We start from the raw sequence: 14,541 nt of genomic DNA, 5'->3' as shown, positions 1-14,541 counted from the left end.
AATGAAGACACCCGTATTCCGATTCCAGGAGGAGGTCCTGACGGACGCTCCCCTCGACCTTGTGCGCGAACGGCTCCAGGCGGGTCTTCCCTGCCTGCGGGCCTGTCCCGGGCTCCACCCTCCCGAACTCGCCGGCGAAGGCGTCGTCCTCCGCTGGCAGCACCACGCCCTCGGCACCGTGGAGGAGGGAACCCTGCGCGCCGAACCCCATGAGCAGGGCGCGCATCTGAGCCTGGACGGGAGGCTCCGGGGCTGGGGAGCCTTCCTTCTCCTGGGCTGGATGCGCTGGCGCACGGACCGTCTCCTGGACCGCATCGTGAAGGAGTTGACTTGAAATTCTTCAGCTGGAACGTCAACGGCTTCCGCGCCGTGCTCAAGAGCGGCTTCATGGACTGGCTGGAGAAGGCCGATCCCGACGTGCTCTCCCTCCAGGAGATCCGCGCCGACTGGGACCAGGTGGACCTGGGCGTGCGCCGGGACCTGGAATGCGCCTTCGACGTGGCCTGGTTCCCCTCCACCAGCAAGAAGGGCTACGCCGGCACCGCCACCCTCACGAAGAAGGAACTCGGCTTCAAGCACACCCATGGCATGGGGCTCGAGCTCTTCGACCAGGAAGGCCGGATGGTCATCAGCACCCGCGGCGACCTGACCTTCATGGCGGGCTACTTTCCCAACGCCTCCGCGGGGCTGGTGCGCCTGCCCTTCAAGCGCCAGTTCGCGCGCGACCTGGCCGCCGACATCAGGGCCCGCCACGCCCGTGGCGAGAAGATCGTCCTCACCGGCGACATGAACGTCGCCCCCGAGGACATCGACCTGGCCCGCCCCAAGGACAACCGCATGAACCCCGGCTTCACGGACGAGGAGCGGGAGGACTTCCGGCTCTACCTGAAGGAGGGCATGGTGGACATCCTGCGGGAGCGCAATCCCGGCGTCCCCGGCCTCTACACCTGGTGGACCGCGAGGGGCGGCGCGAGGGAGAAGAACGTCGGGTGGCGCATCGACAACTTCCTGGTGAGCAGGGACCTCGCTCCCCGCGTGAAGGACGCCAGGATCCACCCGGACGTGATGGGATCGGACCACTGCCCGATCAGCATCGATCTGGACTAGCTGTCCAGCGCGTTGCGGACCATGCAGAGCAGCTTGGCGCGGTCGAAGGGCTTGGAGATCAGGATGCTCTCCGTCCACACCTCGTCGGGCGCGGCCAGGGCGTCGGGGTAGCCCGACATGAAGACCACCTTCGTCCCCGGACGCAGGCTCCGCACGGCGTGGGCCAGCTCCCGGCCGCCCATGCCGGGCATCACCACGTCGGTCAGGAGGAGGTGGACGGGTTCCCGGAAGGAATGGAGGACTTCCAGGGCCAGGGCGGCGTCCGGAGCCTCCAGCACCCGGTAGCCCGCGGCCCGCAGATGGTGCGCGGTGAGCTGGCGGACCCCTTCGTCGTCCTCCACCAGGAGGACCGTCTCGGTGCCCGTCCCGGGCTCCGGTTCCGGAATGATGCCGGCCTTGGCCTCCAGGTCCGTGGCGAAGGGCAGGCTGACCGTGAAGGTGGTGCCCAGGCCCGGGGTGGAGTGCACCTCCAAGGTCCCGCCGCTCTGCTCGACGATGCCCAGGGCGGTGCTGAGGCCCAGGCCCGTGCCCTTGCCGACGCCCTTGGTGGTGAAGAACGGCTCGAAGATCCGGCCCACCACCTCGGGGGGCATGCCTTCGCCGGTGTCGGTCACCGAGAACGTGGCGAAGCCGTCCTTCCGGCGGGTCTCCAGGGTCAGGGTGCCGCCCCTGGGCATGGCGTCCCGGGCGTTGACCACGAGGTTCATGATCACCTGCTCCAACTGGCCATGGTCCGCCTCCACCGGACCCAGGCCGGGCTCCAGGTCGAACGCCAGCCGGATGTCCTCCTTCACCACCCGCTGGAAGAACTTCTCCATTTCGCGGAAGAGGGCGTTGAGGTCGAGGATCTCCGGGGCGAGCACCTGCTTGCGGCTGAAGGCCAGCAACTGCCGGGTGAGGGCCGCTCCCTTCTGGCCGGCCCTCTGGATCGTCTCCAGGTGCCCCCGCAGGGGATGGTCCGCGTTCAGGCGCTCCAGGGACATTTCCGAATAACCGTTGATGACCTGGAGCAGGTTGTTGAAGTCGTGGGCGACGCCCCCGGCCAGGGTGCCGATGGCCTCCATCTTCTGGGCGTGGCGCAGCTTCTCCTCGCTCTCCCGCAGGGCCTCCAGGGCCCGGTCGCGGTCCAGGATCCGCGCCGTGAGCGCCTCGTTGGCCCGCACGAGATCCGCGGTGCGCTCCTGCACCCGCTGTTCGAGCTCATCGTTGAGGCGCTTGAGGTCCTCGGTGCTTTCCCGCAGGGCCTCCTGGGCCCTGCGCTCGGATTCCCGCAGGCGCAGGGTGAGGATTCCGTGGGCGAGGTCATCCGCCAGTTCGCCCAGGACCCGCACCTGGGCCTCGGTGAACGCCTCCGCCTCCGCGGAATAGACCGTGAGCGCGCCGAAGACCTCCTGGCCGTTCATCAGGGGCAGGCCCAGGGACGACGCATAGCCGCGTGCGCGGGCCTCCTGCCGCCAGGGCGCGAAGTTCGGATCGGTGTCCATGTTCCGGCAGAGGCTGGGCTGGCCTGAGCGGATGGCCGTCCCGGTGGGCCCCCGGCCCCTTTCCTTGTCCGCCCAGGTGAGCCCGAGGGTCGACAGGTAGCCGTCCTCGAACCCGGCCCAGGCCATGGGGCGGATGGACAGCTCCGAATCGTGGATCTTGTAGCCGATCCACGCCAGGAAGCAGCCGCAGTCCTCCACCACGATGCGGCAGACCTCGTCCAGGTAGCCCGCCTCGTCCTGGGCCCGGGCCATGGCCTGGCTGCTCCGGCTCAGGGCCTGGACCACGCGGTTCAACTGCTGGAGGCCCCGCTCCCGGATCCTGCGGTCCGAGACGTCCCGGGCCAGGTGGACCGTGCCCCGCAGCCGCCCCTGGCCATCGAAGATGGGCGACGTGCGCACCTGGTAGTCCCCGCCCAGGCCCTCCACCCGAACCTCGGCATCGTGGGCAAGGCCGTCCCTCTGGGTCTCATGGAGCGGACAGTTTTCCGGCGGTTGGCCAGCCTGGTGGAAGACCTCGTAGCAGGGCCTGCCCAGGACCTCCTTCCCGGCGGGACCCAGCCGGCTCAGGAGGGCCTTGTTCACCTGGAGGAGGTTCCGGTTCTCGTCAAGCACGGCCAGCAGGTCGGGCACCGCATCGAAGGTGCTCCGCCAGACGAAATCCATTCCCGAGAGCACATCCCCCGGCCCGGGGTCGGCCTTCGGCTCCCCCTCGAGGGGCAAACCCTTGGCTGGATGCCGATCCATGACCATGAAAATACCGTCTCAGGGCGATTGCCTTCATCAAGGCTCGATCACCGGAAAGGACGTGTCCAGCCTTTTTAATGAAAAACTTACACCCTTCAACGGAACAGATCAGTCCTGCGGATCCCCTTGGGAACCTTTTCTCCTGGCGGGCGCTTCTCCCCAGGCCGGAAGGGGATCAGGAAACTGAAACGCTTGAGTCGTGGGCTTACGATTTCCTCATCGAAGTAGACCACGAGCTGGGGGGACAGCACACAGGAAGACTGTGAGGACAGGATCATCCACGCCTCCGGGTCGGACGGATTGTCAGGATTCACGCTCATGAAGAGTGCCCTGACCCCCCGGCCGGTTCCCGAAAAATTTGTAGTATCAAATAATGCCTGTTTTTCCCTGGTCCGAGCGATGCGGGAATGGATAATTCCTTTGTCGCCCTTCCGCGCATCAGACTCCCCATGGCCGCCACCTACCGTCAGCTTGCCCGCCAGGGCCTCAACAGGGCCCTCGATGCGGCCATGGCAGGTTTCCAGACCCGGATCCAGATCCTTGCCCCGGAAACCCAGGCCCTGGCCAGGCAGTGCGCAGAAGGCATCCAAGCCTGCCTCCGCGACTTGGCCGAAACCCACGGTACCGCCCAGTCCGTCCAGGAAGCGCTGACCCGCCTGATCCACAGCCATGCGGACCCCAACCTGGTGGGCGCCCTGCGGGAATTCGCCGAGGTCCTCATCCTTCACCTGTCGGAGGCCAGGGACCGCCTTCGGCCGACGCCCATGGGACGCCGGGATTCCTAGCCAACGATGAAAGCTGGAAGCCTCAGGAAGCCTGGTCCACCTTCCACCGAACCAGGGGCCGATCGCTAAGGTCCCAGACCTGGAGTCCCCAAGGCAGCCTGCGCACGCCCAGGCGCCGCCGAATTTCCGTCCGGGCCGCATCTTCGCTTGCCGCGGCGATGGGACCGTATTCCATGAAATACCCAGGAAGCTTGTAACCGAAGGACTTGGACATTGGAAACCCCCGAAATGGTCGAGTGCTTGAACCTTCCACAGGACCAATTTCGCTTTTTGTCCGTATTGCGTCAAGGGGTAAAAGCGAAATTAACAAAAAAGTAGAACGGAATTTCGGGAGAATGTGGAGAAATGCGGGGAATGCTCGGGTTTGGCCAAGGGAGGGGGTGGCATCAAATCTGGCACGGGATCCGGCAACTGGCATCGGGGTGGGGGGCGGGGAGAGATTTGGGAGACGAAAAACGACGGTGGGGAGGAACCCTGTTGGATTGGAAGGGGTGGGCAGGGGTGGGGGAAGGGGGGATGAGGTGCTTGGAATCCCATGCCCCTTGTTATCCTCATGGTCAATCCCAGGCGTATCGTTACGAAATCATTCCCTCCTCTGTTCTGCAGGAAACGCACGGAGCCCTTGAGCAACACCTTTCGTTCCATCCTGCTGGGCACCGCTGTTTCGGTGCTTTGTGGGCAATCGGGACCAGACGGTTTTCGATCGAACCGGCTCCAACCCATTCCTGTCCTGATGCCCCCGCCGGCGAGGGAGCCTTCCGAACTGCTTGCCCACCTCCGATACATCGCCCTTCGCAAGTCCTTGGACCACATTCAGGCGGTGACGCCGGCGGAGCTCACGGGCTTCTACGGAAATGCCTGGTGGTTCCACAACCATGCAGGTCAAATCGATCTGGTGCTCACGCAGGATGAGATCAAGGCCTTCGGCGTTGAGGATGTGGAGCGTCGCGGCTATCTGGCCTCAGGTGTCAGCAAAGCGCGACTGAATGCTGCGCTGAAGGGGGATCCTCTCCTGTTTCCGGAGGAATTGAAAGGACCCGACCCTACGAAGCTGGACAACCTTCCGGGGAACAAGGATCCGGGCCAACGTGAGGACTACCTGGCTGCCTCGGGCCCTCTGCTCCGGGGCCTGTTTGATTCCGGGTTCTATCGGCTACTCAAAGGCATTCCCAGGGACCTCTGGGACGAGGTGGAGGTCATTGAAATCAGGAAGATGTCGGGAAACGACTTGGATCGGCTGGTCATCCTCGGCTTCCGCGGGAATCCTATCCTGGAAATGACGGCCCGGAGGAAGGCTGATCTTACCTATGTGCTCATCTACTTCCATTACCTGGTCTACCCAAAGCGTTTGTATTCCCTGTCCTCGACGCCAACTCCGTGACAGTAGGAGCCTGTTGATGGGGGAGGTTCACTGACGCTGGGTGGAACCTGGTTGGATTGAACGGGGTGGGGGAACAGAGGGGAAGGGGAGCCTGGATTCCGCCGAGGGAGTGAGCACTGTCCATGGTCACAATCAGAGGGTTCAGGCCTGCCTAGTAACCCCGGGGTCGAAGATGATTGGCTGGGAGTTCGTGGGGCGATAAGCTGGCGTCATCAAATCTCAACCACCCTCCGCTTCAAAGGGCTTTTGTCATGAATCTAGACAGCCTCCTGGGGCAACCCCATGCCACCTTCCATGATGCTGTTATCGAACGGATTGAGGTGGATTACCTGAGGAAGGTGGCGGTGATCCATCTCCAGATTGATGAGTGGAATCCAGATGCATCCTCATTGGAGGATCGCGAGAGGAAGATCCCGGGCACCCTGACTGTCTCGGGGCTTCTGTACTTTGTGATGGAACCGCCGGACGAGAACTATCCCTTCCAGGCCAACGATGGACTTTGGATCTCGGAAGATGAGATCACTCCCCGTACTCCGGGGGTCAGCGCCAGATTGCCCTGGAACCTGCCAGAGGAAGCCTTCGTGCATCGGCTATTCGTGAACGAATGGAACAGCTTCATTTACCTGGCGGGTACCCATGCCGAATTCGTCTGGAAGTGAACTCCGGATTGGAAGTGAGAGGATGATGAACCTGGATCCTCCCAAGCCTCCAAGCATCCTTCGGCGACTGGTAATTGGGTTTGCTTCTCTGATGATCCTGCTGGGGCTTCTATTTTGCTACGCCTACCTGCACGAGGAGACCTTCAACAAACCTGCGCCAGGGTCTGATTTTGGTCCCAAGCGATACTGAATTCCATCATGGTGAAGCATCAACGGAGGAGCAATCGCGCCTGCTCCGTCTGCTCAATTGTGATGAAATGCAGGGCTTCCTGTTCAGCAGGCCAGTCCCGGGGGCCAGGTTCGAGGAACGGTTCCTGAAACCTCCCACAATCGTAGGTGATGGAGTTCATTAGCCCAGGACCTATCCCATCGTCAGGAGATTGCTCGTGTCGATCAACGACCAGCACCCTCAAGGGAACCACATTTCCCATGGGTTCCGTGCGAGGTTCCTGCCTGGGTTTCCCCCTTCCCCTGCCGCCGGTTTCCCACATCCGCCAGGCGCGGGATTTAGGCGGGGAGGCGTGCGTTGCCGTGGCCTTCACCCGGATCCGGGAAGTGCCGAGAAGAAGGCTCCGATTTCGCGCGCCAGGCGGCCAGGATCCTCCGCCGGGCCAAAATGGCCCCCGTGGGGCATGGCGGTCCAACGGTGCACGTCATAAAGCCGCTCCGCCCATTCCCGTGGTGGGGCCCCTTCGGAAACAAAGTTGTTGTCGAAGTTGGCAAATGCCGTGGGCACCCCTATCCGGACCCCAGGCTGGATTGCCGCTCCGTTCCACCGGTTGTCGAAATAGTCGCGCATCGACGGCGTGATGGACTCCGTCGCCCAGTAGAGGGTGAGCATCGTGAGGAGGAAATCCTCGGTGAAGTGCTCCTCGAGGTCACCGCCCGAGTCGCTCCACGCCCGCCACTTTTCGAGGATCCAGGCCGCGAGTCCGGCAGGCGAATCGTTCAGAGCATAGCCCAGGGTCTGGGGCCTTGTGGACTGGATGGCGGAATAGCCCCGCTCGACTTCGTCCCATTGGCGGATCCGGTCGACATAGGCTCGTTCGGCCCCCGTCAACGGGGGAGTCCCGACACCCAGCGGCGGCCAGAGTTCCATCGTGGTCAGATGGAGGCCGATCATGGGCGCCGGATTCTCGAGCGCCATGTAGCTGACCACCCCTGCGCCGAAATCTCCGCCCCCGGCCCCATACCGCCCGTAGCCGAGTCCCTGCATGAGCTCATGCCACATCCGCGCGACGGTCAGGTAGTCGGCCTGTGCTGGCCGCTCCGAGAAGCCGTATCCCGGAAGGGACGGGATGACGAGGTCGAAGGCCGGGCCGTCGATACCGTTGGCTTCCGGGCGGGTCAGGAGGGGCACCAGCGGCAGGAATTCCAGGAACGAGCTTGGCCAGCCATGGGTCAGGACCAGGGGGATCCCTTTTCCCTCCCGCGCACGTTCGTGAACGAAGTGGATCGCGACGCCACCGATTTCAGCGCGAAAGTGCTTGAAGGTATTCAAATGACGTTCCTGGGCCCGCCAGTCGAAACGATTGGCCCAGTGGTCGAGGAGGCGCTTCAGGTAGGCCAGGTCGGTTCCCTGCGCCCAGGGGGCTCCCGGGGCCTGTCCAGGCCAGCGGGTGTTGAGGATGCGGTTCCGGAGGCCGGACAGGACCTCATCGGGAATACGGATCGTGAAGGGCGTGATCTGCATGAGGCACTCTCTATTCGCTGCCCTGAAGATCATAGGCCTGGCACCTGCCGCCTGTCGCGAAAAACGGACAGGCCCAGCCTCGAACCGCTCCCGGGGCCCCCCGCCATCAGGGGTTGGCCGGGAAGTCCGCGATCCTGGCGCGGCTCATGGCGCCGACCCCTGCACCCTGGGATGGCCCATTGGATTCTCCCCGGAATTCAAACCGGCTGGTGCAACGGGAGAAATGCGCTGACAACCAGCTGAACCCAGTCCTGGCGCCCGGCTTCGGTCATTGCGGGAAGCCGGAAGAGCGCACGCCGGCCATGGAGGCCCTGGGCCATGCCCGGGAACCGTTCGGCGGACCAGGAGGAGGGCATTTTCGTTCCGCCCTTGCCTTACGCCTGCCTATTAATCAACCAATTAACCATTCAAGCCCTGATTTCGACCGTTCGAAGGAATTCTCTATGCCGTGGCGCAAGCCGGTACAGAGTGGTAGGGTTCGTTTATCCGATCACCCGACAGCCTATGGGAGTTCCACGGATCTCCCGCATCCAAGGAGGGACCATGCAGCTGTTCGCCCGCCCATCGCTGACCCCTTTTCTGGCTCGGTTCGGCCTGGTGGCGAGCCTCGGTCTCGGGTTGCTCCAGGCACAACCCGCCGGCCAAGGGCGGGAGGGCGATGCCCCTTCTGCGCCTCCGGAGCTGAACGAACCCCGGTCCCTGGCCGGCATGAACCTGGATTTCACACGAGGGGCGAAGCTGGGCGAGGTCTTCCAGAGCCTGGGCAAGCAGTCGGGTGTCAGCATCAACCTCCACGCCTCGGTCTCGGCCCAGGATCTCTCCACCACGGCGGATCTCCGGGGCATGGGCTTCCTGCGGGCGCTGGACACCCTCATGCTCCAGAACGATCTCTTCTACAAGGTGACGGACCCCGCGTCCCTCATGGTCTTCAAGAAGACGCCCCAGAACCTTCAGGAATTCGAGACCAAGGCCCTCCGCACCTTCTACCTCGCCAACGCCGGGGTGGACACCATCCGCCAGACGCTCAATGCCCTCATGCCCCACCTGCGGGTGTTCACCGACAAGCGGCTCAACGCCGTCACCGCCCTGGGCAATGCCGGCGACCTGGCCAAGGTCCGGCAGATCGTCACCAGCCTGGACCGCCGCCAGGGCGAGGTGAGGCTTGTGATGGAGCTGGTCGAAGTCTCCCGCAAGGCTGCGGTGTCCGCCGGACTCCTGCGGACGGTGGAGACGCCCGCCAGCCCGGGCGCGAACGCCGTGCCCGCCGAACAGGCCCTTGCGCGCGTGATGCAGGACGGGCGCAGCAGGCTTCTGGCAAGCCCGGACCTGCGGGTGCTCTCCGGAGAATTCGGCGAGGTGCGGACCAGCTGGAAACCCGCCCTGAATCCGGAGGCAGGCCTGGCGAAGGCCCCCAAGGCCGCTCCCTCCGGCAAACCCGGACCCGGACCCTCCGCCCAGGCGGACATCCTGGGCGCGCGGATCAAGGTGAAACCCAGGCTGTTTCCCGATCATGAGGTCACCTTGGAGGTGGAGTGCGAAATCACGGACCCCTCCAAGGGCGGCGAACCGTCCGGACCCGGCGCCAGCACGCAGAGCCTGAAGACCTCCGTGCGCATCAAGGACGGCGAGACCGTGGTCTTCGGCGGGCTGCTGGAGGAAGAGAACCACGCCAGGCTGGCGGCGGGCGCCCGCGGCGGCAAGGACCGCCTGCTGGTCGTGAAGGCCGTGGTCGTGCGCGCCGGCGAACAATAGGCCGGGGCGCTCATGCCTTTCCCCCCGGCGGTCACGAACCTTGTGCGACCGGTCCTGATCCTTCTCCCGTTGACCGTGGGCACCGTCCCGGCGGCCGCGGACCACGTCGTGACCCTCAAGGACGGCCGAACCCTGACGGTCCGCACCCGCCTGGGGGCGCCGGTCCACTGCAACAACGAATTCATTAAAATCATCGAGATCGCACCCAGCTTCGGCCGGGCTCCGAACTGGAGGACCTTTTCGCTCTCGTGGGCCTTCGAATATGACTACACGAGCGACTTCGACGGCATCTTCTCGATTTCGATGCCGGGTACCAAGGTGTCCGTGAACTCCTTCATCACCAGGGACCGCCCCACCGTCCAGACCAACCGGAATGAGGTCTTCTTCCGAAAAGTACAGATCCTGGAGCAGAGTGAAAACCCGGACGCCTGGTCCTGGATCGACGAGCCCGGGGACAGCTGGATTCCCTTCCGGATCACCGCATCGGATGTCAGGAAGGGCAAAACGCTCACCTACGACGACTGCGCCCGGGTCACCGAAACGGCCAAGCATGCGCTTCGGCGAAACCAGGAACGCATCAGGGCCTTCGAGGCCGACTTCCAGACCCGCGAATGGGCCCTCCCGGATGGGACCCGGCTCGCCTTTCGAACCCGGGATGGATCGCCCCTGCGGCATGCCTCCCGCACGCTCCAGATCGACGGACTTGCGCCCACGGCCTCCCTGGATCCGTCCACGGGAATGCCGGGGCCGCCGTACTGGTTCATGGTCGGCCGCTACCGTGGCGGGGAGCCCATCACGCTGAGCCTCACGGCGCCCTGGATCGACCCATCGTTCAAGCACGTGGTGAAAGTCCAGGGCGAGGGTGTCTTCACGGTGCGGTTCGCCCCCCGGAGCACCCATCCCGGATTCTGGTCCTGGGTCGAATCACCGGAGGATTCCTGGCTGCCCATCAAGGTCTCCGTGAAGACGGAGAATGCAGGGGTCCTCGCGGAATTCGTGGAGGTCGCCCAATGCACTGAGGCGGTTCGCGACGCGTTCCGGAAACGCTGATTTCCGGGATCAGTGCGGCCGTTCGGATCCCCCTTCCGAACCCTCGGAGGAATGGAATCGGGGTTTCAAAACCGTAAGACCAGCCTCCACAGGCTGGGCGACAGGAAGGTCCCGACCGGGCCCATCGACGGAAAGCCCGGAGCCCTGCGGTCCAGGAGGCCTGGCATGCGGCCTCGCCGTCCCTGGCCCGCCCGGGAGGGGTGCCCATAAGGGCGGCCCAGGCAAGAGCGAGGAGGTGGGCCCTGCCGCTCCGAAGCGGTCCAAGGCGGAAGGGGGCCGTTTCGTGGGAGGATCTTTCAAGGAACTCGAGCTGGGGATCAAGGCTTGTGCGGTGACCCCCCGGCTTGGAGAGCAATCAGAGGATATTCATGAAACTGGATCTTCCAACCCTGGTACTGATTCTGAGTCTGGTCGGGATCACCCAAGTTATTGCGATTTTTATCCAATATAAAGTCAATAATACCTACCAGGGTCTCGGCTGGTGGCTCCTGGGTTCCCTGGCCATGGCGCTGGGGTTCATGACACTCTCCCTCGCGGTCGTTGACGCGGTTGCGGCCGTGTCTGTGGTGAGCATCCCTCTGCTCATCCTCGGACGCATCTGCCTGTTTGTCGGGACCAGCAGGTTTCTTGGGGAGAGGCTGCATCGGGGGCTTTTGTTTCTTGCATTTTTCGTCTTTTCGGGGGTATATTACTATTTCCTGTTCTTTAATGATAACATTTCAGTCCGTACGATCAGCGCTTCTGCCGGTATAGCCGTGTTCTCGCTTCTGAATGCCCGGATCCTGTTCCGAAGCCGCCGAAGGCGTTTTTCCGCAGCTTCCCTGTTCACTGGGACCGTCTTCTTGTTTTCTGGATTGCAGTTGGTATTTGTTATTATATTTACGATAATTTCTGGGCCGATGCAATCCTATCGCGACTATGCGCTGCCCCAGATCATGACATTCATTGTCCCTACTATCACCAGCATTTTATGGACTTTTGGCTTCATTTTGATGGTCAATCAGCGCCTGGTTTCCGACAACCAGGACGAGAAGGAGAACCTGCGGCGCATGTTCAACGCGGGCCCGGATGCGGCCTTGCTTATCCGCATGGAGGACGGGGTCCTGGTGGACGCCAATGAAGGCTATTTGCGGATGACGGGTCAAACCCGGGGCGAAATCCTCGGCAGGTCGTTCCAGGAGGTGTGCAGGTGGCTCTGCCCCTCAGAGCACCGCGCCTTCATGGTCACCATGAAAGAGCATGAAATATGCGAGAACCTGGAATTCGTATTTCAGGGCAAGGATGGCACGGAATTCATCGGGATGATTTCCGCCAGGACGCTCCTCATGCAGGGCGTCCCGCATATCATCAGCGTCACCCGCGACTTCACGGAACGCCGCAAGGTCGAGCGGGACAAGGCCGAACTGGAGGCCAAGTACCAGAAACTGCAGAAGGCGGAAAGCCTGGGGCGGATGGCCGGGGCGATCGCCCATCATTTCAACAACCAGATGCATTCGGTCATGGCCAATCTCGAGATCCTGGGTCATCCCGCCCGCGGAACGGACCCCGACCGGGTCCTGGCCAGGGCACGGCAGGCAACTGAACGCGCTTCGGAGATGAGTCGCCTGATGCTGGTCTATCTGGGGCAGACCTCGCTGGAAAAGGATCCTCTCGACCTTTCGGAACAGGGCCGGAAGGCCCTGGCTGCGTACGCGGAACAGGTTCCCGGAACCGTGGCGGTGACGGAGGCTTTCCCTTGCCCGGGCCCAAGGGTTCTGGCCAACGGCGACCAGATCAGGCAGGTTCTGTTCAACTTGATGAACAATGCGATCGAGGCTTTGGGACAGGCGCCCGGAACCGTCCAGGTCCGGATCCGGACCCTCCCGGCTCCGGAGATTCCGGTCGAGCACCGCCTCCCCATCAACTGGCAGCCCCAGGCCCAGGACTACGCGTGGCTGGAGGTGGAGGACAGCGGAAGCGGAATCCCGGAAGCGGAGCTCGAAAAGCTGTTCGATCCCTTCTACACAACCAAATTCACGGGCCGGGGCCTCGGCCTCCCGGTGGTCCTGGGCCTGGTTCAGGCCCATGGGGGGGCCGTCACTCTGACCAGCCAGGAGGGCGGGGGCAGTGTCTTCCGGGTTCACCTTCCTTTGATGTCCCCCGATCACGAGGCGGGTGCGGGTCCTGGCCCGGCCTGAAATCCCTTCGATTCCTTGCTAGACCCGGTAGTTGGCGACGGCATCACGAAGCTGCTCCGCCGCCTTGGCCAATTCATCGGCCGTGCGGGTGACCTCCTGGATGGAGGCGGACATCTGCATGGTGGCAGCGCTGTTGTGAGCCACCTGGCCGCTCACTTTCTCCAACTGCCGGGAAACCTCCTGGCTGGTGGTGGCCTGCTCGGTTATGGCGGTCTCGATCTCCTTGGTCATGCCGGCGATGACCTGGGTGGATTCCCGGATGCTGTCGAGCACCCGCACGGAGTCCTGGACCCGGTTCACCCCATCCTGCACCGCTCCGTTGGTGCGGGTGATGAGGTCGGCGATCTCGCGTGCGGCCTGGCCCGACCGTTCCGCAAGCTTCCTGACCTCCTCGGCGACGACCGAGAAGCCCTTGCCCAGGCTCCCGGCCTTGGCGGCTTCGATGGCCGCATTCAGGCTGAGCAGGTTGGTCTGGCGGGCGATGTCCTGGATCACCGTCACGGCCTGGACCATCAGCTCATTGGTTTCCCGGATGGAATTCATGGCCTGGCTGCTGGCGCTCCCGACGTTCGTTCCCTCGATCACCGCCAGTTCGGCCCGTTCCACCTGGCCCCTCGACTGGCGCACATGCTGGCTCACCTGTTCGATCGAGGCCGCGAATTGAAGCATCGCCGAGGCCACCTTCTCCAGGGCGTGCCGCTGCTCCTCGGAGGAATGGCTGATTTCGCTGCTCGCCGAAGCCATCTGCCCACTGGCGGAACTGAGTTCAGTGGAGCCGCTGGCCACCTGCAGCGCGTTGTTCCTCAACCGCGTGAAGGCCGTGCGGAGGGAGGCCATGGCCGTGTTGAGGGCCGAGCCCATCTGGCCGAACTCGTCCCGGGTCGCCACGCCGACCTTGCCCGTGAAGTCGCCTTCCCCAAGAAAGGCCACCGTCTTCTGGAATTCCTTCAAGGGCAACGCGATGCTCCTGATGCACCAGAACATGGCCATGATGCCCAGGACCAGGGCGGTGATCAGGATGGTTCCTTGGATGATCCAGGCGTTGCGAACGCTGGCTTCGGTGTCGGCCCCGGCACGGATGGCCTGTGCCTGGACATGCTCGTCAAAGGCTTTCAAGGCATCGAAGAAGGCCTTCCTCAAGGGTTTGATGGTGGCCAGAACCTGGTGTGCATCCGCCTTCCGGCCCTCCTGCACAGCCTTGATCAGGACATCGCGCATTTCTGCATAGGGGGTCCTCTTGTCGATGATCAGATTATAGAGGGCCCGGTCCTCCTCGGTCCGAAGCGATGCCTTCAATTTCTCCATGTTCTCGAGCGTGCTTTTTCGGCTCAACCCCGTCATCGCCAACTCGGCCCGGGCGGCGACGAGGTCCGTTTCGAGAAGCGCGTCATCGATGTAGACGGCGCTGGCATAGACGTTCATGGTGATTTCCTTGGAGCTCTGCAACTGGGGCAACCTCAGCAAGAGAAGGTTGTTGATGTTGGAACGGAGGGAGGAAATGGCCAGAAGTGCGGCGATGGAGACGCCGAGCGCGGAAACCAGGACGATTCCGAAGCCGACGAACAGTTTGGTGCTTATTCTCATGGCTGCTCCAATCCACAGGCAATAAATGAGCCTTAAATGTCTGTAGGCAACGACCTCAAGATCCAGTTGGGAACCGCCACACGAAGGGTCGGAAACCCTGGGCTCCCCGGTGGGGGAGGACATGG

Annotated in this window: 12 protein-coding genes; 8 read left to right on the top strand and 4 right to left on the bottom strand. The window is 63.3% G+C overall.

Annotated elements, in window-relative coordinates:
* The first annotated feature begins 1 nt into the window (after window position 1).
* Window positions 2-334, top strand: a complete 333-nt coding sequence (locus RAH40_RS05455; protein WP_306601073.1) for a hypothetical protein — start codon at window positions 2-4, stop codon at window positions 332-334.
* Window positions 331-1,107: an exodeoxyribonuclease III gene (locus RAH40_RS05450; RefSeq protein WP_306601072.1), complete on the top strand. Its 777-nt coding sequence runs from the start codon at window positions 331-333 to the stop codon at window positions 1,105-1,107. The genes RAH40_RS05455 and RAH40_RS05450 overlap by 4 nt, the downstream gene beginning before the upstream one ends.
* On the opposite strand, the gene RAH40_RS05445 is transcribed toward RAH40_RS05450, so the two are convergent.
* Together RAH40_RS05445 and RAH40_RS05440 are read right to left on the bottom strand one after the other, a co-directional pair.
* Complete coding sequence (locus tag RAH40_RS05445) at window positions 1,104-3,254, bottom strand: ATP-binding protein (RefSeq protein ID WP_306601071.1); 2,151 nt, start codon at window positions 3,252-3,254, stop codon at window positions 1,104-1,106. The genes RAH40_RS05450 and RAH40_RS05445 overlap by 4 nt on opposite strands.
* Window positions 3,255-3,430: 176 nt before the next feature.
* Complete coding sequence (locus tag RAH40_RS05440; RefSeq protein WP_306601070.1) at window positions 3,431-3,925, bottom strand: hypothetical protein; 495 nt, start codon at window positions 3,923-3,925, stop codon at window positions 3,431-3,433.
* Between the two features lie 15 nt (window positions 3,926-3,940).
* Between RAH40_RS05440 and RAH40_RS05435 the strand changes: the two genes are divergently transcribed.
* The 3 genes from RAH40_RS05435 to RAH40_RS05425 all read left to right on the top strand — a co-directional run bounded on the left by RAH40_RS05435 (window position 3,941) and on the right by RAH40_RS05425 (window position 6,160).
* A complete protein-coding gene (locus RAH40_RS05435; RefSeq protein WP_306601069.1) occupies window positions 3,941-4,120 on the top strand; it encodes a hypothetical protein in 180 nt (59 codons plus the stop codon).
* 622 nt (window positions 4,121-4,742) lie between these two features.
* Window positions 4,743-5,501 carry a hypothetical protein gene (locus RAH40_RS05430; RefSeq protein ID WP_306601068.1) on the top strand — a complete coding sequence of 253 codons (759 nt, stop codon included), beginning with the start codon at window positions 4,743-4,745 and terminating at the stop codon, window positions 5,499-5,501.
* Window positions 5,502-5,752: 251 nt separating this feature from the next.
* The gene (locus tag RAH40_RS05425; protein WP_306601067.1) at window positions 5,753-6,160 is read left to right on the top strand and encodes a hypothetical protein; all 408 of its coding nucleotides are present in this window, start codon (window positions 5,753-5,755) and stop codon (window positions 6,158-6,160) included.
* Window positions 6,161-6,698: 538 nt separating this feature from the next.
* On the opposite strand, the gene RAH40_RS05420 is transcribed toward RAH40_RS05425, so the two are convergent.
* Window positions 6,699-7,853 carry an epoxide hydrolase family protein gene (locus RAH40_RS05420; RefSeq protein ID WP_306601066.1) on the bottom strand — a complete coding sequence of 385 codons (1,155 nt, stop codon included), beginning with the start codon at window positions 7,851-7,853 and terminating at the stop codon, window positions 6,699-6,701.
* Between the two features lie 543 nt (window positions 7,854-8,396).
* On the opposite strand from RAH40_RS05420, the gene RAH40_RS05415 reads away from it, so the two are divergent.
* The 3 genes from RAH40_RS05415 (at window position 8,397) to RAH40_RS05405 (ending at window position 12,832) form a co-directional block, all read left to right on the top strand.
* On the top strand, window positions 8,397-9,605 hold the full coding sequence (locus RAH40_RS05415; RefSeq protein ID WP_306601065.1) for a secretin N-terminal domain-containing protein: 1,209 nt from the start codon (window positions 8,397-8,399) through the stop codon (window positions 9,603-9,605).
* A 12-nt stretch (window positions 9,606-9,617) separates the two neighbouring features.
* On the top strand, window positions 9,618-10,655 hold the full coding sequence (locus RAH40_RS05410; RefSeq protein ID WP_306601064.1) for a hypothetical protein: 1,038 nt from the start codon (window positions 9,618-9,620) through the stop codon (window positions 10,653-10,655).
* Between the two features lie 368 nt (window positions 10,656-11,023).
* Complete coding sequence (locus tag RAH40_RS05405; protein WP_306601063.1) at window positions 11,024-12,832, top strand: nitrogen regulation protein NR(II); 1,809 nt, start codon at window positions 11,024-11,026, stop codon at window positions 12,830-12,832.
* 18 nt (window positions 12,833-12,850) lie between these two features.
* Here RAH40_RS05405 and RAH40_RS05400 read toward each other — a convergent pair whose 3' ends face one another.
* Window positions 12,851-14,539 (bottom strand): methyl-accepting chemotaxis protein, encoded by a 1,689-nt coding sequence (locus tag RAH40_RS05400; protein WP_306601062.1) that lies wholly within the window; start codon window positions 14,537-14,539, stop codon window positions 12,851-12,853.
* Window positions 14,540-14,541 lie beyond the last annotated feature (2 nt).

It is taken from the genome of Geothrix sp. 21YS21S-2 (assembly GCF_030846775.1).
GTDB lineage: Bacteria > Acidobacteriota > Holophagae > Holophagales > Holophagaceae > Mesoterricola.
Note: the sequence above shows the minus strand (reverse complement) of the source record. Positions and strands in the feature narration are given on the sequence as shown.

Bases quoted from the DNA above. Each gene is read 5' to 3' on its own strand.
- RAH40_RS05455 (WP_306601073.1), top strand. From the start codon at position 2: ATGAAGACACCCGTATTCCGATTCCAGGAGGAGGTCCTGACGGACGCT.
- RAH40_RS05445 (WP_306601071.1), bottom strand. From the start codon at position 3,254: ATGGATTTCGTCTGGCGGAGCACCTTCGATGCGGTGCCCGACCTGCTG.
- RAH40_RS05425 (WP_306601067.1), top strand. From the start codon at position 5,753: ATGAATCTAGACAGCCTCCTGGGGCAACCCCATGCCACCTTCCATGAT.
- RAH40_RS05420 (WP_306601066.1), bottom strand. From the start codon at position 7,853: ATGCAGATCACGCCCTTCACGATCCGTATTCCCGATGAGGTCCTGTCC.
- RAH40_RS05415 (WP_306601065.1), top strand. From the start codon at position 8,397: ATGCAGCTGTTCGCCCGCCCATCGCTGACCCCTTTTCTGGCTCGGTTC.
- RAH40_RS05410 (WP_306601064.1), top strand. From the start codon at position 9,618: ATGCCTTTCCCCCCGGCGGTCACGAACCTTGTGCGACCGGTCCTGATC.
- RAH40_RS05405 (WP_306601063.1), top strand. From the start codon at position 11,024: ATGAAACTGGATCTTCCAACCCTGGTACTGATTCTGAGTCTGGTCGGG.
- RAH40_RS05400 (WP_306601062.1), bottom strand. From the start codon at position 14,539: ATGTCCTCCCCCACCGGGGAGCCCAGGGTTTCCGACCCTTCGTGTGGC.